The 23,676-nt window shown below is 72.7% G+C and carries 24 protein-coding genes and 1 pseudogene; 14 read left to right on the top strand and 11 right to left on the bottom strand.

Annotated features, from left to right (window positions below; genetic code table 11):
* The first annotated feature begins 278 nt into the window (after nt 1-278).
* Nucleotides 279-944 (top strand): response regulator transcription factor, encoded by a 666-nt coding sequence (locus ABD126_RS22970; protein ID WP_343935950.1) that lies wholly within the window; start codon nt 279-281, stop codon nt 942-944.
* Complete coding sequence (locus ABD126_RS22965; protein WP_343935941.1) at nt 944-2,218, top strand: ATP-binding protein; 1,275 nt, start codon at nt 944-946, stop codon at nt 2,216-2,218. Before ABD126_RS22970 ends, ABD126_RS22965 begins: the two co-directional genes overlap by 1 nt.
* A 151-nt stretch (nt 2,219-2,369) precedes the next feature.
* On the opposite strand, the pseudogene ABD126_RS22960 reads toward ABD126_RS22965, so the two are convergent.
* The 8 genes and pseudogenes from ABD126_RS22960 to ABD126_RS22925 all read right to left on the bottom strand — a co-directional run.
* A pseudogene (locus ABD126_RS22960) lies at nt 2,370-2,618 on the bottom strand (hypothetical protein); the annotation flags it as partial.
* Nucleotides 2,615-5,293 (bottom strand): TNT domain-containing protein, encoded by a 2,679-nt coding sequence (locus ABD126_RS22955; protein ID WP_343935940.1) that lies wholly within the window; start codon nt 5,291-5,293, stop codon nt 2,615-2,617. The pseudogene ABD126_RS22960 and the gene ABD126_RS22955, both read right to left, overlap by 4 nt.
* Before the next feature lie 11 nt (nt 5,294-5,304).
* Nucleotides 5,305-5,613, bottom strand: a complete 309-nt coding sequence (locus ABD126_RS22950; RefSeq protein WP_343935939.1) for a WXG100 family type VII secretion target — start codon at nt 5,611-5,613, stop codon at nt 5,305-5,307.
* Nucleotides 5,610-6,068 carry a YbaB/EbfC family nucleoid-associated protein gene (locus tag ABD126_RS22945; protein WP_343935937.1) on the bottom strand — a complete coding sequence of 153 codons (459 nt, stop codon included), beginning with the start codon at nt 6,066-6,068 and terminating at the stop codon, nt 5,610-5,612. The genes ABD126_RS22950 and ABD126_RS22945 overlap by 4 nt, the downstream gene beginning before the upstream one ends.
* Before the next feature lie 95 nt (nt 6,069-6,163).
* Nucleotides 6,164-6,712, bottom strand: a complete 549-nt coding sequence (locus ABD126_RS22940; protein WP_343935936.1) for a GNAT family N-acetyltransferase — start codon at nt 6,710-6,712, stop codon at nt 6,164-6,166.
* Nucleotides 6,709-7,638, bottom strand: coding sequence for a hydroxymethylglutaryl-CoA lyase (locus tag ABD126_RS22935; protein WP_343935935.1), 930 nt, complete (start codon nt 7,636-7,638; stop codon nt 6,709-6,711). The genes ABD126_RS22940 and ABD126_RS22935 overlap by 4 nt, the downstream gene beginning before the upstream one ends.
* On the bottom strand, nt 7,625-8,146 hold the full coding sequence (locus ABD126_RS22930; RefSeq protein ID WP_343935934.1) for a PH domain-containing protein: 522 nt from the start codon (nt 8,144-8,146) through the stop codon (nt 7,625-7,627). Before ABD126_RS22930 ends, ABD126_RS22935 begins: the two co-directional genes overlap by 14 nt.
* A gap of 31 nt (nt 8,147-8,177) precedes the next feature.
* Nucleotides 8,178-8,999, bottom strand: coding sequence for a biotin--[acetyl-CoA-carboxylase] ligase (locus ABD126_RS22925; RefSeq protein ID WP_343935933.1), 822 nt, complete (start codon nt 8,997-8,999; stop codon nt 8,178-8,180).
* Nucleotides 9,000-9,173: 174 nt separating this feature from the next.
* Here ABD126_RS22925 and ABD126_RS22920 point away from each other — a divergent pair, with 174 nt between their 5' ends.
* Both ABD126_RS22920 and ABD126_RS22915 read left to right on the top strand, forming a co-directional pair.
* A complete protein-coding gene (locus tag ABD126_RS22920) occupies nt 9,174-10,805 on the top strand; it encodes an acyl-CoA carboxylase subunit beta (RefSeq protein ID WP_343935932.1) in 1,632 nt (543 codons plus the stop codon).
* Nucleotides 10,802-11,047, top strand: a complete 246-nt coding sequence (locus ABD126_RS22915) for an acyl-CoA carboxylase subunit epsilon (RefSeq protein ID WP_343935931.1) — start codon at nt 10,802-10,804, stop codon at nt 11,045-11,047. The genes ABD126_RS22920 and ABD126_RS22915 overlap by 4 nt, the downstream gene beginning before the upstream one ends.
* A 340-nt stretch (nt 11,048-11,387) precedes the next feature.
* On the opposite strand, the gene ABD126_RS22910 is transcribed toward ABD126_RS22915, so the two are convergent.
* Nucleotides 11,388-11,792, bottom strand: a complete 405-nt coding sequence (locus ABD126_RS22910) for a hypothetical protein (RefSeq protein ID WP_343935930.1) — start codon at nt 11,790-11,792, stop codon at nt 11,388-11,390.
* 123 nt (nt 11,793-11,915) lie between these two features.
* Nucleotides 11,916-14,759: an NACHT domain-containing protein gene (locus tag ABD126_RS22905; protein WP_343935929.1), complete on the bottom strand. Its 2,844-nt coding sequence runs from the start codon at nt 14,757-14,759 to the stop codon at nt 11,916-11,918.
* A 384-nt stretch (nt 14,760-15,143) separates the two neighbouring features.
* Between ABD126_RS22905 and ABD126_RS22900 the strand changes: the two genes are divergently transcribed.
* Nucleotides 15,144-15,749, top strand: coding sequence for a Maf family protein (locus ABD126_RS22900; protein ID WP_343935928.1), 606 nt, complete (start codon nt 15,144-15,146; stop codon nt 15,747-15,749).
* A gap of 174 nt (nt 15,750-15,923) precedes the next feature.
* Nucleotides 15,924-17,243, top strand: coding sequence for a dicarboxylate/amino acid:cation symporter (locus ABD126_RS22895; RefSeq protein WP_343935927.1), 1,320 nt, complete (start codon nt 15,924-15,926; stop codon nt 17,241-17,243).
* Between the two features lie 154 nt (nt 17,244-17,397).
* On the opposite strand, the gene ABD126_RS22890 is transcribed toward ABD126_RS22895, so the two are convergent.
* Nucleotides 17,398-18,054 (bottom strand): hypothetical protein, encoded by a 657-nt coding sequence (locus ABD126_RS22890; RefSeq protein ID WP_343935926.1) that lies wholly within the window; start codon nt 18,052-18,054, stop codon nt 17,398-17,400.
* Between the two features lie 158 nt (nt 18,055-18,212).
* Here ABD126_RS22890 and ABD126_RS22885 point away from each other — a divergent pair, with 158 nt between their 5' ends.
* The 8 genes from ABD126_RS22885 to ABD126_RS22850 all read left to right on the top strand — a co-directional run bounded on the left by ABD126_RS22885 (nt 18,213) and on the right by ABD126_RS22850 (nt 23,665).
* On the top strand, nt 18,213-19,979 hold the full coding sequence (locus ABD126_RS22885; RefSeq protein WP_343935925.1) for an acetyl/propionyl/methylcrotonyl-CoA carboxylase subunit alpha: 1,767 nt from the start codon (nt 18,213-18,215) through the stop codon (nt 19,977-19,979).
* Between the two features lie 10 nt (nt 19,980-19,989).
* The gene (locus ABD126_RS22880; protein ID WP_343935924.1) at nt 19,990-20,382 is read left to right on the top strand and encodes a DUF1707 SHOCT-like domain-containing protein; all 393 of its coding nucleotides are present in this window, start codon (nt 19,990-19,992) and stop codon (nt 20,380-20,382) included.
* Nucleotides 20,379-20,972 (top strand): HAD-IA family hydrolase, encoded by a 594-nt coding sequence (locus tag ABD126_RS22875; protein ID WP_343935923.1) that lies wholly within the window; start codon nt 20,379-20,381, stop codon nt 20,970-20,972. The genes ABD126_RS22880 and ABD126_RS22875 overlap by 4 nt, the downstream gene beginning before the upstream one ends.
* Nucleotides 20,965-21,210 (top strand): hypothetical protein, encoded by a 246-nt coding sequence (locus tag ABD126_RS22870; RefSeq protein ID WP_343935922.1) that lies wholly within the window; start codon nt 20,965-20,967, stop codon nt 21,208-21,210. Before ABD126_RS22875 ends, ABD126_RS22870 begins: the two co-directional genes overlap by 8 nt.
* Nucleotides 21,211-21,616: 406 nt before the next feature.
* Nucleotides 21,617-22,147 (top strand): GNAT family N-acetyltransferase, encoded by a 531-nt coding sequence (locus ABD126_RS22865; protein WP_343935921.1) that lies wholly within the window; start codon nt 21,617-21,619, stop codon nt 22,145-22,147.
* An 11-nt stretch (nt 22,148-22,158) separates the two neighbouring features.
* Complete coding sequence (locus ABD126_RS22860; RefSeq protein WP_343935920.1) at nt 22,159-22,593, top strand: GNAT family N-acetyltransferase; 435 nt, start codon at nt 22,159-22,161, stop codon at nt 22,591-22,593.
* Between the two features lie 6 nt (nt 22,594-22,599).
* Complete coding sequence (locus ABD126_RS22855; RefSeq protein WP_343935919.1) at nt 22,600-23,184, top strand: DUF3558 domain-containing protein; 585 nt, start codon at nt 22,600-22,602, stop codon at nt 23,182-23,184.
* Between the two features lie 100 nt (nt 23,185-23,284).
* A complete protein-coding gene (locus ABD126_RS22850; RefSeq protein ID WP_343935918.1) occupies nt 23,285-23,665 on the top strand; it encodes a transcriptional regulator in 381 nt (126 codons plus the stop codon).
* Nucleotides 23,666-23,676 lie beyond the last annotated feature (11 nt).

The raw sequence follows: 23,676 nt of genomic DNA, 5'->3' as shown, positions 1-23,676 counted from the left end.
GCTTTTCCGTCCTCCCCGTACGGCCTGGCGGAGCCGACCACACTTTCCCGGGGTTGGTCGAAAAACTTTTGCTCGTCCCTCGCAAAACTTTTTGGCCAACCCCGGGAAAGTGTGGTAGCCCTTCGGGCAGGCCGTACGGGGAGGACGGAAAAGCCAAAAGCGGGGGCGCTGCGCGCCCGGAAGTGCGGCGCTGCGCGCCTGGAAGTCGAGGAGTGGCATCCGGGGGGCGGCGAGGGGGCTTGCGGTGTGGGCTTGCGCCTACGCTGGAGCGTGTGAGCGTGGTCTTGTTGGCCGAGGACGACCCGGCTATCGCCGAGCCGTTGTCGCGCGCCCTCCAGCGTGAGGGGTACCAGGTGCAGGTCGTCGGTGACGGGCCCGGCGCGTTGGAGGCCACCGTGCACGGCGGTGTGGACCTGCTGGTGCTCGACCTCGGGTTGCCCGGCATGGACGGGCTGGAGGTGTGCCGTCGGCTGCGGGCCGGTGGGCGCGGGGTGCCCGTGTTGATGCTCACCGCCCGTTCCGACGAGGTCGATTTCGTCGTCGGCCTGGACGCGGGCGCGGACGACTACGTGGCCAAGCCGTTCCGGTTGGCGGAGCTGATGGCCCGCATCCGCGCCCTGCTGCGCCGGCGTGCGCCGGGGACGTTGGAGGTCAACGGGGTGCGCATGGACCTCGCGGCCCGGCGGGTCACCGTGGACGGGCAGGAGGTGCAGTTGGCGAACAAGGAGTTCGAGCTGCTGCGCGTGCTGATCCAGCGGGCCGGGCAGGTGGTGCACCGGGACGAGATCCTGTCCGAGGTGTGGAACGACCCGGAGCTGAAGAGCAGCAAGACGCTCGACATGCACATGTCGTGGTTGCGGCGGAAGCTCGGGGACGTGCGGTCCGTCGAGCGGCGGATCGCGACCGTGCGCGGTGTCGGTTTCCGGTTCAACACCGCTGACTGATGCGCCGCCGCATACTGCGGGCCATCCTGCTCGCCGTCGCCGTCACCGGGTTCGCGCTCGGCATCCCCCTCGGGTACACCGCCCTGCGGCTGGTCGAGGACGGGGCGCGCGGCGACCTGTCGGTGCGGGCGCAGCGGATCGCCGCGTTGATCGACGACCAGATCGCGACCGGCCAGCCGATCGACCTCGCGCCGGTCGAGGTGGGCGTCCCGGAGGGCGGCCACCTGGTGGTGACCTCCGCCGGCGGGCGCAAGGAGCTGGGGACCTCGCCGGGCGCGGACCCGTTGTCGGTGGAGATACCGATCGCGCAGCAGGGGACCGTGCGGCTGGAGATCCCGTCGGGGCCGATGCACACGTCCCAGTACCAGGTGGCGGCGCTGGTCGTGCTGCTCGTGGTGCTGTCGGTGGGCACCGGCACGGTCGTCGCCACCGTGACGGCCCGCAAGCTCGCCGCGCCCCTGCGGCACGTGGCGGTGCGCGCGGCCCGGTTGGGCGCGGGCGACTTCCGGCGCGACGACCGGCGGCACGGGGTCGAGGAGCTGGACCTGGTCGCCGAGGCGCTGGACCGGTCCGCCGGGGCGCTGGCGTTGCTGGTGCAGCGGGAGCGGGAGCTGGTCGGCGACGTGTCGCACCAGTTGCGCAGCCGGTTGACGGCGTTGCAGCTGCGGTTGGAGGCGTTGTCGGTGCACCCGGAGCCGGACACGGCGGCGGAGGCGCGGGCGGCGTTGGAGCAGGCGGAGCGGTTGGCGGAGGTGCTCAACGAGCTGCTGGCGGCGGCCCGCGCGGCGCGGGCGGTGGGCGCGGAGCCGCTGGACCTGCGGACCGCGCTGACCGCGATCGCCGAGGAGTGGCGCGAACCGCTGCGCGGCGACGGTCGCGCGCTGCGGGTCCGGGTGCCGGAGGGGTTGCTGGCGCGGGCGACGCCGGCGCGGCTGCGGGAGGCCATCGGGGTGCTGCTGGACAACGCCCTGCGGCACGGCGAGGGCCAGGTGGTCGTGTCCGCGCGCCGCGACGAGGGGACCGTGGTGGTCGAGGTCGCCGACGGCGGCTCGGGCGTGCCGGACGAGCTGGCCGGCCACATCTTCGAACGCGGCGTGTCCGGCGGCGGGTCCACCGGAGTGGGCCTGGCCCTGGCGCGGGCGCTGGTGGACGCGGACGGCGGACGACTCGAACTGTCCACCGCCCGCCCCGCGACCTTCGCCGTCTACCTGCCGGTCCCCAAGGCCGACGACGTGGTGGGCGTGACCTGGCGCTCCGACCTCACGCCCCGCTAGCCGACGACTCGCCGGACGTGCCCGGTGCAGCGGAAGTGGCGGGCGTCGGGGGTGCGGCGGCTTCCGGAGTGCCGGCGGCGGTCGCGGCCGGCACCGGCTGGGTCCGGTCCGCCTGCTCGGGGTGCTCCGGTTCCCCCGTCTGGTCGGGTTGGGGGAGGAGGCCCACCGCGCCGCGCACCACCTGCGCCCACACCAGGCGGCCGAACAGGTAGTGGCAGGCCACGTCCTCGCTGGTGAACCGGGCCCAGTCGTAGCGGTTGCCCTGTTCGCGCCAGAAGACCTCGAAGCCCTCGTCGTCGCGGACCAGGCACCACGTGTTGTCCGCCTCGGCCCCGATCGACACGACCTCCGCGGGCACGCCCACCGCCAACAGCCAGCCCTGGACGGACTCGGCGTTCATCGGACCTCCTCCAGGTAGCCGAAGGCGACCAGCTCGGCCACCGCGTGGGTCGTCCGGTACCGCACCCCGCCGCCGGGCTGCCCGAACCACTCGGCGGACAGCGTGAACCACGCCGGCAGCTCCCGGACCACCCGGTACCGGTGGTAGCCGGCGTCCAGCGCGGCGGGCGGCAGGGAGCGCTCGGCGAAGGGCGTGCCCAGCTCGGACAGCACCCGGCCCTCGGGCGTGCCGAACCGGTCCAGCTCGACGCCCACCGCGAGCACACCGGGCTGCCCGGCCTCGTACCCGCCCTCGGGGAACAGCTCACCCGGTGGCCACGCGTACTCGGGCGGGTCGGCGCGGACCAGGAACCGGCGGTCCCAGTCGCGTTCGTGCATGCCGGCCAACGGGTCGTAGCCGTCCAGCAGCGCCGGGTCGGGCTCGGCGGCCGGGCCGTGCGCGAACCTCGGCAGCGGGCGGGCGGACGCGTCGACCAGGTCGCCGTCGGGGTGGCCCTGCGGCTCGAACCGCAGTCCCGAGGCGAACTCCTGCTCCTCGGACGGCGTCGGCAGCTGCCGGGCCGGCGTGCGCCGGGCGGGCGGCAGGGTGCCGCCGGGGAACATGTGGAGCAGGAAGAGCGCGACCGACTCGTCACTGGGTTCGGCGGTCTGGGCGGCGCGCTGAGGTGCGCCGGGCAGTTCCATCGGCACCGCCGGTCCGGTCCCGAGCACCCCGGACATCGAGCCGAACGACACCCCGCCCGCCGCGTGACCGGTGCCGACGTACCCGTGGGTCGGTCCGCCGGTCGCCGCCTGACCGGGCACCCAGCCCGGCAGGAACGCCTGCGCCTGACCACCGCGGACCAGGAGGTCGCGGGCCAGCGGGAGGACGGCGAGCCCGTAGGCGGCCTGCTCGGCGGCCTTGGCGGCGTCCCTGGCCGGGTCCTTCGGAGCGGTGGCGTCCTTGGGGGCGACGGCGTCCTTGGGCTGGCCGGACTGGTTCTGCCCGGACTGGTTCTGGCTGCTCGGGTTCTGGCCGGACTGGTTGCCCTGGCTGGACTGGTTGCCCTGGCCGCCTTGGTTCTGCGCCGAGGTCTGACCCTGGCCTGCTTGAGCCGCACCGGCCGATGCCGGACTTCCCTGGGCGGGACCGGCCGAGATCGGTTGTCCGGCGACCTGGCCGGGACGTGCCGGTTGCTGCGCCGCTGGGGACTGCGCCTGACCCTGGGCAGCCGCTGGGGACTGGGCCGCCGCGCCACCCGCCGCCGCGCCGCCCGCCACAGCACCGGCGGCCGGAGCGGACACGCCGCCACCGCTGACACCACCAAGACCGCCGCCGGGTCCACCACCGAGGCCACCGGCACCGGGACCACCGATACCGGGACCACCGATACCGGGAGCACCGACACCGGGTCCCTGGGGCGTGCTCGTCGTCGGACCCGCCGGCTGGGCGGGCGCGTGAAGCGTCTCCGTCGGCAACAACGGCCGCTCCAGGACCGCCGCCGCCGACTGCGTCACGGTGTCCGCCGCACGACCGACCGTCTCCACGACCGGCTGGGCGGGACCACCGCCGAGCACCGGCGAAGCGACCTGCTCCACCAGACCGGGCGCGACCTGCGCGCGTCCGGGTGCGTCGGGGCGGCCCTGCGGACCGTCGTGACCCTGCGGACCGTCGTGGCCGGGCGGGCCGCCGGGCAGCACGTCCGCCGCGCCCTGCACGGTCCGGCCGACGGTGTCCGTCACGCCCTGCGCCGTGTCGCCCACGACCTCCACCGCGCCGTGCACGACCTGGCCGGTCGTGTCGAGCACCGGGTCCACGACCGCCGCCACGGGCGCGGCGACCGTCTCGACCACCCGGCCGAGGAGTCCACCACCCTGCCCGGAACCCGGCTGAGCCTGGCCCGGCTGTCCCTGGCCCGGTGCGACCGGCTGTTGTGCCTGGTTCTGGCCGCCATCGAGGATGCCGCCGAGCAAACCGCCCTGGCCGGGCTGACCGCCGAGCAGGCCGCCACCGCCGAGCAGACCACCCGGAGCACCACCGGGCGCACCACCCGGAACACCACCGGGCGCACCGCCCGAAGAGCCGGGAGCGCGTCCGTCTGCCGAACCGTTCCCGGGCACGGCCGGACCCTCGCCGGGACCGGCCGGGCCGTGCACGCCGGGGTTGGAGTCCACCAGCGGTCGGCCGCCGATCTGGACGCCGCTGTCCAGGCGGACCGCGCTGGTCAGCGTGTCGGTCAGGTGCGCGACGTTGGCCGCCGCGCCCCGCACGGCCGTGTCCAGGCCCAGCAACGCCGTCGGGTGGCCGGCCGCGGCGGCCTGGTTGGCCGCGTCGTTGTTCTTGGCCAGGTTGACCAGTTCCCGCACCAGTTCGACCTTGGCCGCGCCCACCTGCTGGGCCGCGTGGTCCAACCGGTCGGCGGCGGCGTTGCAGCCGCGCACGGCCTCGTTCAGCTTGCCGTCCGGGCCGGTGAACCTCGTCCAGTGGCGGCTGGCCGCGTCGCCGGTTTCGCCGGTCAGGCCGGTCAGCGCCCGGGACGCCGCCCCGTCGGACTCGCCGGCCAGCGCGGAGAGCCTGGTGCCCGCCTCGCGCCACGCGCCGGCGGACGAGCGCAGCGCGTCCTCGTCGGCCTGCGGCCAGGTCACGCCCGCTTTGGCGGCGACCTCGGCCAGCTCGGCCGGCAGCTCGATCCCCATCCCCTGCCCCTTTAGATCGCGCCGAAGGAGGTGCTGGTGCCGTCTTCCGCCGCGCGGTAGGTGCGGGCGGTCTCGGTGAGTCGGTCGCCGATGCCGCCGAACTCGCGGCCGAGGTCGCCGAGGCGGCTCAGGGCGTCGGTGGCGGGCTGGACGTGCGAGGAGGCGAAGCTCTGCCCGATGGCGTCGGAGCCCCAGCACGCGCCGAACGAGTCGAGCACGCCGCCGAGGTCGCCGAAGATCGTCCCGGCCCGCTCCGCGAACGCGCCGAAGTCGGTGGCGCCGGCGGTCAGCTTGGCGAGGTCGGTCTCGAAACCGCTCATCTGGGTCCCCCGGTGGTCTCGACGTTCAGCCAGTCGCGCTGCTCGAAGTCCTCGTCGTCCTCGACGACCGGGCGGGGCCGCTTCGGCGCGGGCGGCGCGATCTCCTCCGGGCGGAGGTCCGCGGTGCCGCGCACGAGCGCTTCGGGGTCGGTCCCGGCGGGCAGCACCGGGGCCATCGCCCGGTAGCTCCGCTCGGCGGCCTTGGCGGTGGCCTCCTGGGTCGTCCGCACGATCACCTGGGCGAGCTGGGCGGGCCGCATCCGGTAGGCGGCGTCGGTCAGCTCCAGGTCGGTCAGCGTGCCCTGCGCGCCGACGGTCGCCGTGACCGAACCGTCCGGGCTGGTCGCGGACGCGCTCACCTTCGCCAGGTCGCGTTGCACGGACGCGAGCTGGTCCCGGCTGCGGCGGTAGTCCGCCAGCAGTTCGTCCACCTGGGCTCGGTGATCGGTCGTCACGGCCACCTCCGGTCTGCGCCGTCGCCGGGCATGGTCGTCGGTCGCGCGTTGGACGTTACGACCCCTGTCCCGGTTCCCGCCGCCGTGGCGGGAATTCAGACCGCTCGCCGGACCAGCGCCCGGTTCGGGCCCTTCCGCTCCACCAGGCCGAACCCGGCGTCGGTGAACATGCCCAGCGTGCCGTGGTAGAGGTCGCCGGACCCCTTCTTCGCCCCGCCGGTGTCCACCGGGTAGCCCTCGACGTGCTTCGCGCCGCGCCCGGCCGCGAACGCGACCGCTTCCTCCAACAGGAACTTCCCCACCCCGCGCCGGCGCGCCGTGCGGTGGATGAAGAAGCACGTCACCGACCACGTGTCGGGCGGGAAGTCGCCGGCCGCCGCCTTCATCGCCGCCAGCCGCGGGTAGTAGGGCCGGGGCGCGACGGCGACCCAGCCCAGCGCGGTGTCGTCCTCCACCGCCAGCACCCCGAGCGGGTCGCCGAGCCGGGACCGGAGGAAGTCGCGGTTGCCGTCGCCCTGGCCCGCCCGCCACTCGGCGCGGTCACGCAGGAAGAACGTGCACCAGCACCCGGTGACCGCGCCGTTGGGGCCGAACAGCTCGACCAGCAGCGGCCACGTCTCCCCGGTCAGCTCGACGGCCTTCATCCGCGCAGCGCCCGCACCACCCGGGACGGACTCGGGCGGCCCAGCTTGCCCGCCATCCAGGCGCTGGTGTCGCACAGCTTGTCCAGGTCGACGCCATGGGCGATGCCCAGGCCGTCGAGCATCCACACCAGGTCCTCGGTGGCCAGGTTGCCGGTCGCGGACTCCGCGTACGGGCACCCGCCGAGGCCGCCCGCCGACGAGTCCACCGTCCGCACGCCCGCCAGCAGCGCCGCGTACGTGTTGGACAGCGCCTGGCCGTAGGTGTCGTGGAAGTGCACGGCGAGCTGGTCAACCCGGTCGAAGCCGCGGATCAGCGCCGTGACCTGGCCGGGCGTGGCGACGCCGATCGTGTCGCCCAGGGAGAGCTGGTCGCAGCCCATGTCCAGCAAGCGCTTGCCCACGCCCACGACCTGCTCGCGCGGCACGGCCCCTTCCCAAGGGTCGCCGAAGCACATCGACACGTACCCGCGCACCTTCAGGCCCTCGGCCCGCGCCCGCGCCACCACCGGGTCGAACATCGCGAACTGCTCGTCCAGCGACGAGTTGAGGTTCTTGCGGGCGAACGTCTCCGTGGCGGAGGCGAAGATCGCGATGTGCTCGACGCCCGCCTTCAACGCCCGGTCCAGGCCGCGCTCGTTGGGCACCAGCACGGGGTAGCCCACGCCGTCCCGGCGGTCCAGGCCCGCGAGCAGCTCCTCGGCGTCGGCCAGCTGCGGCACCCACTTGGGGTGCACGAAACTGGTGGCCTCCAGGACCTTCCCGCCCGCGTCGGCGAGCCGGTCCAGGAACTCCAGCTTCACCTCCACCGGCACCACGGAGCTCTCGTTCTGGAGCCCGTCGCGGGGACCGACCTCCCAGATCGTCACGCTCTCCGGCAGCCCGTCGCCGCCGACCCGGTCCGGCAGACCGACCTCACGCGCGCCCATCGCCGACCCTTTCCCCCGGCTGGACATCGTCGTCCGGGTTGTCGTTGATCCCCCGGTAGAGCAGGGAGTGCACCTTCTCCACGCCCGGGATGTCGTCGAACTCCAGCGGCTCGTCGGACGAGGACTCCACCACCAGCGTGCCGCAGCCCAGCGCCCGGTCCGGCAGACCTTGCGCGAACCGGACGCTGCTGATGCGGGTGAGCGGGATGTCCAGCCCGGTGCGCTTGAGGACGCCTTCCCGGTACATCACGCGGTCGCTGGTGACGATGAAGTGCGTGGTGCGCCACCGCACCACGGGCACGAGCGTCAACCAGACCACCACTGCCAGCGCGAGGACGCCGATGACCAGCCAGGCGACCTGCCCGAAATCCGTCAGCACGGCCAGTGCGACCGCCGCCGCGACCACGACCACGAGCACGAGGACCGGCGGGACCAGCACCTTCCAGTGCGGGTGCTTGTGGAGCACGACGTGCTCGCCGGGGCTGAGCAGGTCGTCCGGGTAGGCCACGGCGGTCCTTTCGCGTCAGCGCTGGTGGCCCTCACCGTACCCGGAGGTGCACCACGTCCCCGGCGGAAACCGGGTGGTCGACGCCGTGGTCGTCGCGGACCAGCAGGGTGCCGTCCACCTCCAGGTCCTGGGCGGTGCCGGAGAGCTGCCCCTCGGACAGGTCCACCCGCACCCGGCGGCCCAGCGTGGAGCACTCGCGCACGTACTCGTCGTACAGGCCGGAGGCGTGCGGGTCGCCCTGGGCGTCGCGCCAGGCCCGTTCGAGGTGGGCCAGCTCGTCGAGCAGGGTGGTGGCGACCTCGGTGCGGTCCAGCGGCCGGTCGGCGTGCTCGGCGAGACTGGTCGGCTCCAGCCCGCCCGCGCCCGGCTCGATCCCCTCGGGCAGCTCGCCCACGTTCAGCCCGATGCCGACGACGACGGAGTGGTCGGCGGTGATCTCGGCCAGCACGCCGGCGGCCTTGCGGTCACCGACGAGCAGGTCGTTCGGCCACTTCAGGGAGGCCGGGACACCCACCGACGCGGCCGTGCGCACCAACGCGACCCCGGCGATCAACGTCAACCACGGCAACCGCTGAGGCGGAACCCCGACGGGCCGAAAAAGCACACTCAGATAAAGCCCACCACCAGGCGACGTCCACGACCGCCCCCGCCGCCCCTGCCCGGCGGTCTGCTCTTCAGCGATCAACACCGAACGATCGACCTTCTCGGTCCGCAGGTCGGCATTGGTCGACCCCGTCGAGGCGACAACGTCGAGCTTGGCGAAGTGCGTGCCGACGAGCCGTTCCCGAAGAACTCCGGCATCAAGTGGCGTGCTCACGCAGTGCAGCCTAGAAGCGACTGTGGTGGACCGCATCGCCTGCGGCGATGCGGCGACCCGCCCCGCGCGCTGTCGGAGCGGTGTGGAGGCGGGGCGGGCCGCTCGTGATCAAGCCTGCAACCTCCAGCGCGGTAGAGGTCAAGCACCGTCTCAGTGAGCTGGGCTACTCACGGGTACCTCACGTGCCCGGTCTGGTTAAGCTGCCCGTTCATGAGTAGTGCGACCGCCCCCATCGGCGAGGAGCCGGACGTCCACACCACGGCCGGCAAGCTGGCCGACCTGTACCGCCGCAACGACGAGGCCGTGCACGCAGGGTCCGCGCGGGCGGTGGAGAAGCAGCACGCCAAGGGCAAGAAGACCGCCCGCGAACGGATCGAGCTGCTGCTCGACCCCGGTTCGTTCGTCGAGCTGGACGAGCTGGCCCGGCACCGCTCGACCAACTTCGGCCAGGAGCGCAACCGCCCGTACGGCGACGGCGTCGTGACCGGCTACGGCACCGTCGACGGCCGTCCGGTGTGCGTGTTCAGCCAGGACGTGACCGTCTTCGGCGGCTCGCTCGGCGAGGTCTACGGCGAGAAGATCGTCAAGGTCATGGACCTGGCCATCAAGACGGGTCGCCCGATCGTGGGAATCAACGAGGGCGGCGGCGCGCGCATCCAGGAGGGTGTCGTCTCGCTCGGCCTCTACGGCGAGATCTTCCGCCGCAACGTGGCCGCGTCCGGCGTCGTCCCGCAGATCTCCCTGATCATGGGCGCGAACGCGGGCGGGCACGTGTACTCGCCGGCGCTGACCGACTTCGTCGTGATGGTCGACCAGACCTCGCACATGTTCATCACCGGCCCGGACGTGATCAAGACCGTCACCGGCGAGGACGTGGGCTTCGAGGAGCTGGGCGGCGGGCGCACCCACAACACCAAGTCCGGCAACGCGCACTACCTCGGCTCGGACGAGGAGGACGCCATCTCCTACGTCAAGGAGCTGCTGTCCTACCTGCCCGCGAACAACATGTCCGAGACGCCGGTGTTCGAGGCTCCCGACGACGTGGTCCACGGTTCGGTCGAGGACTCGATCACCGACGAGGACCGCGAGCTGGACACCCTGATCCCGGACTCGGCGAACCAGCCCTACGACATGCACGAGGTCATCACCCGCGTGCTGGACGAGGGCGAGTTCCTGGAGGTCCAGCCGCTGTTCGCGCCGAACATCCTGGTCGGCTTCGGCCGCGTGGACGGCCACTCGGTCGGCGTGGTGGCCAACCAGCCGACCCAGTACGCGGGCTGCCTGGACATCGACGCGTCGGAGAAGGCGGCGCGGTTCGTGCGCACGTGCGACGCGTTCAACATCCCGGTGCTGACCTTCGTGGACGTGCCCGGCTTCCTGCCCGGCACCGACCAGGAGTGGAACGGCATCATCCGCCGCGGCGCGAAGCTGATCTACGCCTACGCGGAGGCCACCGTCCCGCTGGTCACCGTGATCACCCGCAAGGCGTACGGCGGCGCGTACGACGTCATGGGCTCCAAGCACCTGGGCGCGGACATCAACCTGGCGTGGCCGACGGCGCAGATCGCGGTCATGGGCGCGCAGGGCGCGGCGAACATCGTGCACCGCAAGACCCTCGCCACCGCCGCGGCCGAGGGCCAGGACGTCGAGGCGCTGCGGGCCCAGTTGCAGCAGGAGTACGAAGACACGCTGTGCAACCCCTACGTGGCCGCGGAACGTGGTTACATCGACAGTGTGATCCCGCCGTCGTACACGCGCTCCTACGTGGCCCGCGCGCTGTCCATGCTGCGGGACAAGCGCGAAACCCTGCCGCCCAAGAAGCACGGGAACATCCCGCTGTGACCGAGCCGGAGGCCGCTGTGCACCCCGAGACCGAGTCGAACCGCCCCTACCTGCGCGTGGTCCGGGGCACCCCGACGGACGAGGAACTGGCGGCCCTCACGGCCGTGGTGACCACCCTGGGCACGACCGAGGCGGAAGAGGAATCCCCACGCCGCTCGGCGTGGTCCGACCCGACCCGCCTGGTCCGCCGCCCCCTACCCCACGGCCCGGGAGCCTGGCGCACCTCCGCCCTACCCGGCTAAAACGCGAACAACGCGCCGCAGGCGCCACGGGCTACCAGCCACAGGAAGGGCCTCGGTTCGTTCGGGCTGCCAAGCCACAGGAAGGGCCTCGGTTCGTTCCCCGTACGGCCTGGGCGCAGCCCAACCGCGCTTGGGGGTTCTTGGCAACCACGCTCCACCGGTTGCCAAGAACCCCCAAGGGTGGTTGCCTCCGGCAGGCCGTACGGGGAACGAACCGACGCCCTTCCACCCCCGGGGGCCTGCCGCGCGGCGAGCGCTGCTTTTGATCTTTCGCTTTTGATCTTGGAAGCGCGCCAGCGCACAAGGCACAAGAGCGAAGCGATGCCCGAAGCTCCCGAAGTCAGCAATCGACGCGCCGACTGGTGACCTGGACGCGGTCGCCCAACACCATGACCTCACGACACCGCACCCCGTCGTGCACGTGGTACCGGACGCGCATCCACACCGCGCCGTGCGGCGCGTTCAACCGCGAGGCCAGGACTTCCACCCCGTCCGCCGCCACCGCGACGGGCACCCGGGCCGGGTCGCCCTCGGCCCGCGCCGCGCCGGCCACGGCCTCCATGACCCGCAGGTCGTCGCGGTCGGCCCGGCTCAGGAACGGCCAGAACGGCACCCCGTACCCGACCGGGTCGGTCGAGACCACCACCGCCGCCACCGCGACCACCAGGGCCGCGGGCACGGCCAGCCACCACCGCCGACCGCGAGCCCGGTCGATCCGGCGGACCACCAGAGCCCAGCGCTGCACACCTTCGAGGTTGCCCAACCCGCACGCCACACGCATCGGTAGTTCTACGCAGCCTTCTTTTACGCTCGCCCTACGCAGCCCTGAACGCCGGCCCTCTCACACCAGCCACCTCACGCAGCCACCTCACGCAGCCACCTCAACCGCCACCCGATCGCCAAGCCCGGCCAACTCCACCGGCGCCTCAGGCTGCCGGATCACCAACCTCTCCAACGCCGGCAACTCGGCCAGCTCAGCCAACTCCGCCGGGTGCGGGATGCCGTAGCACTCGACCACCCGCAACCCCGGCCACCGCGACACCCCCAGCAACGACCGCCCCGGCGGCCGGTTGTCCACCGCCAGCACCCGCAACGGCAGGTCCGCCGGGATCGCGGCCAACCCGGTCTCCAGCGCCGGGTGCCGCACGTGCAACGCGTGCAGGCGGGCCCCCTTCAAAGTCCGCAGGTCGGCGGGCGTGAAGTGCAGGGACAGCTCCTCCACCCCGGTGCGCGCCAACGGCGACAGGTCCCGCACCCCGGGGCACTGCGTGAGGTGCAAGGAACGCAGGGAACCGTGGCCCGCCAACGGTTCCAGCGACTTCAGCACCTCGTTCTGCATCAACTCCAGCCGGCGCAGGCCGGGCGTCGCCGCGACCGGGTCCAGCGGCGACCAGCCGCCCAGGCAGCGCAGGTGGTGCAGGTGCCGCAGGTGGTGGACGTGCCGGATGCGGTGCCAGCCGCGCAGGTCCACGCGCTGGTCGCCGAAGTCCACCTCGGCCAGCACGGTCCGGGCGTAGTCCTCCGGGTTGGGTGAGTGCCGCCACGCGCGCAGCAGCTCGTCCAGCACCACGGACTCGCCCAGCTCGGTGAACGGCTTGATCTTCTCCAGCGCGCCCTCGCCGCCGATCATGGCGATCACCCGCACCACGCACGCGGCCTCGATGTCGGTCAGGCCCTCGGGCGTGTCCGGGAGCAGGTCGCGCACGAACGCGCCCGCCGACGCCAGGGTCTCGGCGGCGGTCATCGTGGTCGGCGGGATGAGCCGGGCCACCGCGCGGCGCACCTCGTCGCGCACGTCGGGCCGCTTGTCCACCCGGCCGACGACGTCGGCGTGCTCGACGGCCGCCGCCGCGAGCAGGTGCAGCAGGTCGGCCACGCGCGGGTCGTGGCGGGCGGCCTCGTTGCCGTCGAGCAGGCCCGCGAGCACCTCGGCGCGCTCGACCGGGCGGGCGTGGGCGACGGCCATCACCACCACGTCGTGCCAGTCGTCGCGGTGGGCGTGGTCGACCAGCGGGCCCAGGTCGCCGGAGTCCACGACCTCCTTGGCGGCCAGGTAGTCGCGGAACGTGCGGTGCACGAACTGGACGTCGCCGTGCAGGGACTCGCGCAGCAGGCCCGTGCGTTCCAAGAACCGTTGCAGCACTTGGGCGGGCTCGGCGTCGTGCGGGCGCAGGCCGCGCATGGCGCTGCCGATCCACTGGCGCGCCTTGGACTTCGCGACGAGCTGGCGGCTGTTGCGCACCAGCGAGTACGCGAACCGTTGCAGCACGACCAGTTGCTCCTCCTTGGAGAAGCCGAACCGGTCGGCGTCCACGTGGACGCCGCGCTGCTCGTCCCAGCGGACCAGCAGCAGGTCCAGGGCGGCGTCGTAGAGGGACTTGCGGTCGCGGGGCAGGTGCATGCCGCCGTCCTGGTGCAGCGCGCACAGCAGCCCGCACAGCAGCGGGCTGGACGCGAGCCGGCGCAGGTCCGCCCGGGTGGCCAGCGTTTCGGCCAGGGTCTGCTCGCACCGGTCGAGCCAGTCGGTGAACTCGGGCTGCTCGGCGCGGGCGGCGTCGTGCCAGGCGGTGAGGAAGTCGCGGACGCCCTTGGCGGACATCGGCAGCAGGTCGTAGGTGGTGAACCGGGCCTCGCTGAGCCAGTTCTCGTCCACCGCCGACGGGCGCGTGGACACCACGTACCGGGCGTCGGGGTAGGCGGCGACGAGGTCCTCCAGCCACTGCTCGGCCTCCGCCCGGCGCTCGGAGCCCAGCTCGTCGATGCCGTCCACCAGCAGCAACGCCCGCCCGTCGCGGAACCGCCCGACCACCCACCGGTCGGGTTTCTCCTCGGCCAGCACGGGCGCGGTGGTGTCGAGGATGCGTTCCGGGGTCGGCAGCGGCCCGTCCGCGAACTGCCGCAGCGGCACGAAGAACGGCACCAGCCCGTCGCGGGCGGCGGTCAGGGCGAGCCACCGCAGGAACGTCGTCTTCCCCGCGCCCGCCGACCCGCGCAGCAGGACGCGCCGGGCGTCCTCGAACGCGGTCGCGGCGCTGACCCCGGCCCCGGTCAACGCGTCGTCGTCCCGCCCGGTCCGCCGCGCGACGGCCAGGCTCACGTAGGACCGGTCGAACGAGTGCCGCCCGGGTCCCCGCCCGCGCGCGACGCCGAACAGCTCGAACGAGCTGGTCGTCCGGACGACGTACTCGGCGTAGCGGAGGTCGAAGTGGTCGGCCCGCCGCGCGTCGCGTTCGAGCAGCTCGGTGACGCCGTCGCTGACCCCGACCTGGAGGTCCCGCATGATCCGGTCGACCGACCGCGCCATCTCCGCCAGCCCGGCGCAACACCCGGCCAGCAGCAATTCGTAGGCCGCCCGACCGCCCGCGCTGAACTCCGCGGTCGTGGCGGGCACCCGCTTGGCCAACCGCTCGGCGTTGACGAGGTCGGCGGGCTCCTTGGCCAACCGCTCCCAGGACACGCCGTTCAGGACGTCCCGAACGGCCTCGGCCGCCCGCCGCCACTCGGCGTCGGAGACCCCCGGCAACTCGGTCCGCCGCAAGCCGACCAGCTCCTCGGCCACCCGCCGGACGACGCGGTCGGGCTTGGCCAACGCCCTGATCCGCCGCCGGTCGTCCACGCGGTGCGCCAACCCGCCGACACCGTGCTGGAGCAACCCGTCGAACGCGGTCCCGAACACCGCACCCAACGCACCCGAAACCGGGTCGACCACCATCCGCGCCTCCCCACGCCAGCGGTGCCAACGCCAGCCTAAGCCGATCACCGCGCACGAACCGGCCACCCACCCGCAACTACGACACAGAGCCGCACGCCCGAGCCGCTGACCGGCGGCCCGGCCTTGCGCGACTGGTCTCGCCGAGCGCCTTTGTCGGTACCCGATGCGACAATGGAGACGGGGGCCGGAGGCCGCACCCAGCCACGAACGACGGCGAAACACGCGCGGCTGGCGGCTTCGACGGGCTGGCGGCTTCGACGCGAGTCGGCGGCTTCGGTGCGGGCAGGCGGCAGTTTGGCGGGGCGCGCGTTCCGGTCGCGGGTGTGGCGCGTGGCCGGGTGGTGTCCGGCGATGATCCGGCGGCCCGGGCGTTAGGGTTCGGCCGTGCGCTTCGTGCTTGCCTCCGCGTCCCCCGCCCGCCTGAACGTCCTCCGCAGCGCCGGCATCGAGCCCGTCGTCCGCGTGTCCGGGGTCGACGAGGACGCCGTCGCCGCCGCGCTCACCGACCCCACCCCCGCCGAGTTGGTCACCGCCCTCGCCCGCGCCAAGGCCGAGGTGATCGCCGCCGACGAGCAGGACGCCCTGGTCGTCGGCTGCGACTCGATGCTGCTCACCGCCGACGGCGAGGTCCAGGGCAAGCCCGGCACCGTCGAGAACGCCCGCGCCCGCTGGCGCAAGATGGCCGGCACCACCGGCACGCTGCTCACCGGCCACGCCGTCCTCAAGGTCGAGAACGGCCGGGTCACCGACGGCGTCGCCGACCACGAAGCCACCCACGTCCGGTTCGGCACCCCCTCCGACGCCGAACTGGAGGCCTACCTCGCCACCGGCGAACCGCTCCAGGTCGCGGGCGCGTTCACGCTCGACGGGCTCGGCGGCTGGTTCGTCGACGGCATCGACGGCGACCCGTCCAGCGTCATCGGCATCAGCCTGCCCCTGACCAGGCGGTTGCTGCGCCGGCTGGACGTCGTGGTGTCCGACATCTGGTAGCCGTTGTCACATTTTCGCTGATCCGGGAAGCTCCACCCAGGGACATCGCGTTGGGGGAGCCGATGAACGAACTTTTGACGCGCCGTCGCCACATCGACTTCGGCCGCAGGCAGAACACGGGCTGTCACGCGCAGTAGCCGCCCGCCGAGCCCTGCGCACCCGAAAGAAGTCGACATGTCGTTCATCCGCACGTACACCAAGCCGAAGGTCTTCGGCGTCACCGTCCTCGCGGCCCTCGTCCTGGGCGCGCTGGCGGGCTGGGTGGCCAAGTCCACCGGCCGGACGTGGCTGACCACCACCCTGGAGAAGCTCGGGGACGTCTTCACGAGCCTGCTCCAGTTCACCGTCATCCCGCTCGTGTTCACGGCGATCGTCGTGGGCATCACGAGCCTGCGCCGCCTCGGCGGCCAGCGCGCCGCGCGCCTGGGCGGCAAGACGCTGCTCTGGTTCGCGATCACCTCGCTGATCGCGGTCCTGATCGGCCTCGCCATCGCGGTGGTCTTCAAGCCGGGCACCGGCGTCCAGGTCGAACCGACCGAAGCCGCGCTCAAGCGGCTCGCGAGCCGCGAGGGCGGGTCGTGGTCGACGCTGCTGGACACGCTCGTCCCGTCGAACCTGTTCTCCGCCTTCACCGAGGGCGAGGTGCTCCAGGTCGTGTTCATCGCGATCCTGGTCGGCTTCGCCGCGTACGCGCTGGGCGAGAAGGCCGCGCCGTTCGTCAGCCTGACCCGGTCGGCGTTCGACCTGGTGCAGAAGATCGTCGGCTGGATCGTGCTGCTCGCCCCGATCGGCGTGTTCGGCCTGATCGGGACGGCGTTCGCCACCTACGGCAACGACTTCGTCCGCCCGCTGTTCAGCCTGATCGCGACCGTGTACGGCGGGACGCTGCTGGTGCTGTTCGTGGTGTACCCGGTGCTGCTGCGGTTCGTGGGCCGGGTCAGCCCGGTGACGTTCTTCTCGAAGGCGTGGACGGCCATCCAGTTCGCGTTCGTGTCCCGCTCGTCCGGCGCGACGCTGCCGCTGAGCCGCCAGACCGCCGCGAACCTGGGCGTGGACGACGACTACGCGTCCTTCGCCGTCCCGCTGGGCACGACCACGAAGATGGACGGTTGCGCGGCGGTGTACCCGGCGATCGCGACGGTGTTCATCGCGAACCTGTTCGGCATCGAGCTGGGCCTGTGGCAGTACGTGGCCATCGTGGCGGTCGCGGTGTTCGGCGCGCTGGCGACGGCGGGCACGACCGGGTGGTTCACGATGCTGACCCTGACCCTGGGCGCGGTGAACCTGCCGCCGGAGGTCATCGCGACCGGCGTGGCCGTGGTGTACGCGATCGACCCGATCCTGGACATGGTCCGCACGGCGACGAACGTGGCCGGCCAGATCACGGTCCCCGTCCTGGTCGCCCGCTCCGAGGGCCTGCTCGACGACGAGGTCCTCAACGCCCCCAGCGCGCCCCCGCTGCTGTCCGACCGGCGCGAGGCCGTGCCGGCGTAACGCCGCGAAGCCGCACCGACGCACCCGGCCCGACGTGTTCGCACGTCATCGGGCCGGGTGCTCGGCTGTTGGGCGGGCAGTGGGCGGGGCGTGCTGCTGCGAGGGCAGTCGGCGGGTGTGCTGCCGGGCTACTCGGGCGTGGTCTGCTGCCGGACTACTCGCCGCAGGGGTGCAGCTGGCTCCGGCCGGGTTGGACCGCGGGCCAGCCGGGGAGCTGGGACGCGTCCGGCACGACCGCCGTGCAGCCCAGGTCCGTCGACGGCCCCACCAGCGAGAACACCTGCGCGAACCGGCGCGCGCAGTCCACGCCCGGGGCGCACGCGCGTTGCACTGCCACGACGTCCGCGACCCCGTCCGCGTCCACGTCGTGCAGCCCCAGGTAGCCACCCCCGGCGACGTACGGGACCTGCGCCCGCGACCACGCCCCCGACCGGCGGACCAGCACCTCGCCCAGCACCTCCGACCGCGCCGGACCGCGGACCAGGCACACCGCCACCTCCGCGTCCACGCACTCCAGCGAGCCGTCGGTGATCGCGGCGCCCTGCTCGGCGATGGTCAGCTCGAAGATGTTCCGGCCGGACGCTCCGTTCGTGCTGATCCGGCCCGCGCCCTGGCCCTGTCCGCCGCCGACGCCCGCGGCCTGGCCGACCAGGACCGCCACCGTGTCGCGACCCACGTCCGCGCTCACCACCGCCTGGCAGGCGGTCGGGCCGCAGCGCAGCTCGTCCTGGGTCGGCGAAACCCCCCGTTCGGCGGTGTCGTCGGGTCGCAGTGACCAGGCGAAGACCATCCCTGCCGCGGTGATGGCCACGGCCAAGCAAGCTGTGAGCAGCGCGGGGAGGTTCGGACGTGACACGATCGCCGATTGTCCCACCCCGACGTGAGCTGTCTCTCCACCACGTATTACTGACCAGTCACTAAACTGCCGAGCCATCACTCCACATCAGCGCTGCCAGGAGGTAGGACGTCGTGTCGCTGCGCAAGGTCCTCGTCGCCAACCGCGGTGAGATCGCCGTCCGGGTCATCCGCGCTTGCAAGGACGCCGGTCTGGCCAGCGTCGCCGTTTACGCGGACCCCGACCGCGACGCACCGTTCGTCCGGCTCGCCGACGAGGCGTTCGCCCTGGGCGGCAGCACGCCCGGTGACAGCTACCTCTCGGTCGACAAGCTGCTGGACGTCGCCAAGCGCTCCGGCGCGGACTCGGTGCACCCCGGTTACGGGTTCCTGTCCGAGAACGCCGACTTCGCGCAGGCGGTCCTCGACGCGGGTCTGATCTGGATCGGGCCGACCCCGCAGGCCATCCGCGACCTGGGCGACAAGGTCACCGCCCGGCACATCGCGATGCGCGCCGGCGCGCCGCTGGTGCCCGGCACCAAGGACCCGGTGTCCGGCCCGGACGAGGTCGTCGCGTTCGCGAAGGAGCACGGGCTCCCGGTCGCGATCAAGGCGGCGTTCGGCGGCGGCGGGCGCGGGCTCAAGGTCGCGCGGACGTTGGAGGAGATCCCCGAGCTGTTCGACAGCGCCGTGCGCGAGGCGGTCACCGCGTTCGGGCGCGGCGAGTGCTTCGTCGAGCGCTACCTGGACAAGCCGCGGCACGTCGAGGCGCAGGTGCTGGCCGACCAGCACGGCAACGTGATCGTCGTCGGCACCCGCGACTGCTCGTTGCAGCGCCGCCACCAGAAGCTGGTCGAGGAGGCGCCCGCGCCGTTCCTGACCGACGAGCAGCGGGCGAAGATCCACTCGTCGGCGCGCGCCATCTGCAAGGAGGCCGGTTACCACGGCGCCGGCACCGTCGAGTACCTGGTGGCGCTGGACGGCACGATCTCGTTCCTGGAGGTCAACACCCGGTTGCAGGTCGAGCACCCGGTGTCGGAGGAGACCGCAGGCGTCGACCTGGTGCGGGAGCAGTTCCGCATCGCCGCCGGCGAGAAGCTGCGCTTCACCGAGGACCCGACGCCGCGCGGGCACTCGATCGAGTTCCGCATCAACGGCGAGGACGCCGGCCGCAACTTCCTGCCCGCGCCGGGCGCGGTGACGACGTTCATCGCGCCGTCCGGGCCGGGTGTCCGGGTGGACGCGGGGGTCGAGAGCGGCACGGTCATCGGCGGCCAGTTCGACTCGCTGCTGGCGAAGCTGATCGTGACCGGCGAGGACCGGACGCAGGCGCTGGAGCGGGCGCGGCGGGCGCTGGACGAGATGGTCGTCGAGGGCATGGCGACGGTGCTGCCGTTCCACCGGCTGATCGTGCGCGACCCGGCGTACGTGGGCACGGGGGACGGGTTCACCGTGCACACGCGGTGGATCGAGACCGAGTTCGACAACACCATCCCGCCGTTCACCGACGGCGCGGAGGCCGAGGAGGACGAGCCGCGCCAGACCCTGGTGGTCGAGGTCGGCGGCCGGCGGCTGGAGGTGTCGCTGCCCGGTGGCCTCGCCGCGGGCGCGCCGGTGGCCAAGGGCGGCGGGGCGAAGGCCAAGCCGCGCAAGCGGGCCGGTGGCAAGGGCGGCGCGGCGGCGTCCGGTGACGCGGTGGCCGCGCCGATGCAGGGCACCATCGTGAAGGTCGCGGTCGAGGACGGCCAGCAGGTCGAGGCCGGTGACCTGATCGTCGTGCTGGAGGCCATGAAGATGGAGAACCCGGTGACCGCGCACAAGGCCGGCGTGGTGACGGGGCTCGCGGCGGAACCGGGTGCCACGGTGACCCAGGGCACCGTTCTTTGCGAAATCAAGGAATAAGCTCTGGTTCGTGGGCGAACGGGACATCCGGATCGGTGACGCCGAGCGGCAGCGGGCGATCGAGCTGCTCGGCGAGCACCTGTCCGAGGGCCGGCTGGACGTCGACGAGTACGGCGACCGGACCGCCCGGGTGACCGCCGCCAAGACCCGCGGCGAGGTGCTGGCGTTGTTCGACGACCTGCCCGAGCCGCACCCGCGGTTCGCGCAGGTCGCGCCTTTGCCTTCGGTGCGTCCCGCGGCGGGCGGGGTGGACCGGTCCTCGGCGGACCGGCGGTTGATGCAGGTCGCCGTGCCCGTTGTGGGGTTGCTGTGCGTGGCGTTGTTCTTCTTGGTGCGCAACCCGTTCGTGTTCTTGCTCGTGCCCGCCGTGGCGTTGATCGTGGGGCGGATGGGCAACCGTTGACCCTGCTGTTGCTCGACTTGGACGGCGTGGTGCGGCAGTTCGGCCCGGACGCTCCGATCGAGGACGCCCACGGCCTCCCGCGCGGCACGCTCGCGCAGGTCGCCTTCTCGCTGGCCACCCCGGCGCTCCTGGGCGAGGTCCCGGACGAATCCTGGCGCGCCGCGATCCGCGCGGCCTTGGCCACCCGCATAGGCCCGACCGCCGCCACCTCGGCAGTCCACGCCTGGACAAGGCCCGGCAGGGTGATCCCGGAAGCCCTTCCCTTGATCCGCGAGGCCCGCACCCGTTCAACAGTAGGATTGTTGAGCAATGCAACAACAAAATCGTTCAACGATCTAACACTCCTCAACCTGACGGCGGAGTTCGACGCGATCGTTCTGTCCTGTGAACTGGGCGCGATCAAGCCAACCCCAGAGGCCTATCTGAAGACTCTGGATCTCCTGGGCTTCGCGCCCCAGGACACCGTCTTCTGCGACGACAACGCCGACAACGCGGCCGGTGCGCGGGCGGTGGGCATGGACGGCGTCCACACGCCGAACCCGGCAGCTCTGAGGGCGGCTCTGCGTGAACGGGGCTTGGTAGTTGACTGACTATCTACTGCTGGTCCTGCACGATCGTGACGAGGCGGAGGCCTTGGCGAAGACGCTGGCGGCGGAGGGCTGGACGCCGTGCACGGTCCACAAGGACCTCCTGGCCGGTGAGGACGACGCGGAAGACGCGGACTGGCTGATCGAACTCGCCACAGCCCCGGACGGCACCCCAGCCCACACCCACCGCACGACTCTGGAATCGCTGGCCGACCACCACGACGCCTTCCTCACCGACTGACCCCGCCTCGGCTTGGCCGCCTCGGCTTGGCCGGCGCGGCCCGGCTTGGCCGGCTCGGCTTGGCCGGCCCGGCCCGGCTTGGCCAGCGGGCCCGGCTTGGCCAGCGGGCCCGGCTTGGCCGGCGGGCCCGGCTTGGCCAGCGGGCCCGGCTTGGCCAGCGGGCCCGGCTTGGCCGGCGCGGCCAGCCCCGGCCGGCCAGCCCCGGCCGGCCAGCCCCGGCCGGCCAGCCCCGCCCAGCCAGCCAGCCCCGCCCAGCCAGCCAGCCCGGCCAGCCAGCCCGGCCGCCCCACCCCGCCCAGTCCAGCCCGCCGCCGCGCCCTGCACGCTCCGCGTGCTTGGAGTCCTCGCCCCCTCCTGTCCTCGCCCCCTCCTGTCGTCGCACCCCCGCCCCGGCTACCGTCGCACCATGGAGCCGGTCGACCTCAAGGCGGACGGGTTCGTGCTCAACCAGCTCACCCCCGCCGACGCACCCGCCCTCCTCACCGCCGTCGACGACGACGCCATCGGCCGCTGGCTGTCCGGCTACCGGCTCCCCGACGAGCAGGCCGCCCGGGCGTTCATCGGCTACCGCGCCTGGCAGTGGGCCGCCGACCAGCGCTGTTCCTGGGTCGTCCGGGACGACGCCGGGGCCATCGCGGGCGAGGTGTGCCTGCGCGACCTCGACCACCACGATCGCAACGCCCTCGCCGTCTGCTGGACCGCCGCCACCCACCGGGGCCGCGGTGTGGCCGTCTCGGCGCTCGGCGCCGCCCTCCGGCACGGTTTCGACGTCGTCGGCCTGCACCGGGTCGGCTACCGGCACTCCGTCGCCAACCTCGCCTCCCGCCGCGTGGCGGAGAAGTGCGGCTTCACGTTGGAGGGCACCCTGCGGGGCGCGGAGATGGTGCACGGCGTCCACCACGACCTCCTCCAGTGGTCGCGGTTGGCCACCGATTAACCTCCCGGGGCATGGAGCCGGTCGAGATCAACGCGGGCGAGTACTACCTGCGCCAGTTGCGGGTGGACGACCGGATCGACGACCGGCACACCCTCGCCGAGCGGTTCGGGTCCCTCGACCGCGCCGGGGAGCACGTCGCGCTCCGGGCGAACGAGTGGGAAACCGACGCCGGCTGTTCGTGGGCCGTGTGTGAACAGTTGTCGAACACCGCGGTCGGCGAGGTGGCCGTGAAGTCCACCGGAGAGCTGTTCTGCTGGATCTCCCCGCACCACCGCGGAAAGGGGATCGCGACCGCCGCCGTGGCGGCTGTCGCGGGCTTCGCGTTCGGTTTTCTCGACCTCGAAACGCTCTCCTGCACCCCCTGCGACAAAGCCGCGGAACGCGTTGCGCAAAAATGCGGTTTCACGGCAGGCAGTTCACACGGCGTGTGGACCCGGCTACGGTAGGTGCGCATGAGGGTTGCTCGCACGGTCACCGCGCTGGTCGCGCTGGTCACCACGGCGTGCACGCCCCTGCCCGAGAAGAAGGCCGACGGGCGGGTCGACGAACCCCTCCCGGCCACCACGACCACGGTCCCGCAGTTGCCACCGCGACCCCGGGACCTGCCGCTGGACCAGGTGGACCCCTGCGCGGTGCTCAGCGAGGAGCAGCGGCTCCAGCTCAGCCTCGACAACCCGCCCAGCCCCTACGTCGAGACGAGCTTCGGCAACGCGAAGGCCTGCACCATGCGCAGCGGCATCAGCGGCAACGTGGTGCGGCTCGCGCTGGTCACCGTCGAGGGCGTCGCCGTCTGGCTGTCGGAGAACGCGCAGGTGGAAGCGCAACCCGCCACTGTCGGGGGATTTCCCGCGCTGACCGTGCGGACCCCGGGCCTGGAGGAGGTGTGCAACGTCGAGGTGGACGTCGCCCAAGGACAGTTCCTGGACGTGATGTTCCGCGACGGCGGTAACAAAACGAAGGTGTCCCAGGACATTCTCTGCCAAGGAGCACAACGGGTGGCAGAAGCCGCTGTCGCCGGTTTGCTGCAACGCGGCTGACCCACGCGGGGGAAGTGCGCTCCGCCCACTCCCCGCTGTCGGACCGTGTGGCTAGAGTGACCATGCTGACGCGCGATACGCGAAGACGGGGAGGTCGTCCATGCCGTCGGAAGACCACGGCCACGGCGCGGACACGGGCACGCCACCAGCGCCCCTGTCGCAGGCGCTGAGCGTCGAGCCCAACGCCATCCCGAGCCTGCGCAGCGCGTTCGCGGGCGCGCTGACCAAGCTCGACAAGCAGATCGAGCTGGCCATCACCGAGGTCCGGGTCCGCCCCTGGGCCGGTGACCCGGTCAGCCAGGACGCGGCGGAGAAGTTCAACGAGCGCTCGCTGGAGTCCGGCGACTCGGCGCTCACCGCGTTGCAGAACTACCAGCAACAGCTCAAGGGCGCGATGGACGCCCTGACCCTGGTCGAACGGCAGTACCAGGCGATCGAAGACGACAACACCGGGTTGATGGGGCAGCAGGGCGGCTGCTGAGCCCGCCGCAG

Source organism: Saccharothrix mutabilis subsp. mutabilis (assembly GCF_039521145.1).
In the GTDB taxonomy this organism is placed as follows: domain Bacteria; phylum Actinomycetota; class Actinomycetes; order Mycobacteriales; family Pseudonocardiaceae; genus Actinosynnema; species Actinosynnema mutabilis.
Note: the sequence above shows the minus strand (reverse complement) of the source record. Positions and strands in the feature narration are given on the sequence as shown.

Excerpts from the sequence above, each read along its gene's own strand:
- ABD126_RS22940 (WP_343935936.1), bottom strand. The coding sequence starts at position 6,712 with ATGAAGGCCGTCGAGCTGACCGGGGAGACGTGGCCGCTGCTGGTCGAG.
- ABD126_RS22895 (WP_343935927.1), top strand. The coding sequence starts at position 15,924 with ATGTCGTTCATCCGCACGTACACCAAGCCGAAGGTCTTCGGCGTCACC.
- ABD126_RS22850 (WP_343935918.1), top strand. The coding sequence starts at position 23,285 with ATGCCGTCGGAAGACCACGGCCACGGCGCGGACACGGGCACGCCACCA.
- ABD126_RS22855 (WP_343935919.1), top strand. The coding sequence starts at position 22,600 with ATGAGGGTTGCTCGCACGGTCACCGCGCTGGTCGCGCTGGTCACCACG.
- ABD126_RS22955 (WP_343935940.1), bottom strand. The coding sequence starts at position 5,293 with ATGGGGATCGAGCTGCCGGCCGAGCTGGCCGAGGTCGCCGCCAAAGCG.
- ABD126_RS22950 (WP_343935939.1), bottom strand. The coding sequence starts at position 5,613 with ATGAGCGGTTTCGAGACCGACCTCGCCAAGCTGACCGCCGGCGCCACC.
- ABD126_RS22920 (WP_343935932.1), top strand. The coding sequence starts at position 9,174 with ATGAGTAGTGCGACCGCCCCCATCGGCGAGGAGCCGGACGTCCACACC.
- ABD126_RS22905 (WP_343935929.1), bottom strand. The coding sequence starts at position 14,759 with ATGGTGGTCGACCCGGTTTCGGGTGCGTTGGGTGCGGTGTTCGGGACC.
- ABD126_RS22935 (WP_343935935.1), bottom strand. The coding sequence starts at position 7,638 with ATGGGCGCGCGTGAGGTCGGTCTGCCGGACCGGGTCGGCGGCGACGGG.
- ABD126_RS22965 (WP_343935941.1), top strand. The coding sequence starts at position 944 with ATGCGCCGCCGCATACTGCGGGCCATCCTGCTCGCCGTCGCCGTCACC.
- ABD126_RS22865 (WP_343935921.1), top strand. The coding sequence starts at position 21,617 with ATGGAGCCGGTCGACCTCAAGGCGGACGGGTTCGTGCTCAACCAGCTC.
- ABD126_RS22860 (WP_343935920.1), top strand. The coding sequence starts at position 22,159 with ATGGAGCCGGTCGAGATCAACGCGGGCGAGTACTACCTGCGCCAGTTG.
- ABD126_RS22925 (WP_343935933.1), bottom strand. The coding sequence starts at position 8,999 with ATGCGGTCCACCACAGTCGCTTCTAGGCTGCACTGCGTGAGCACGCCA.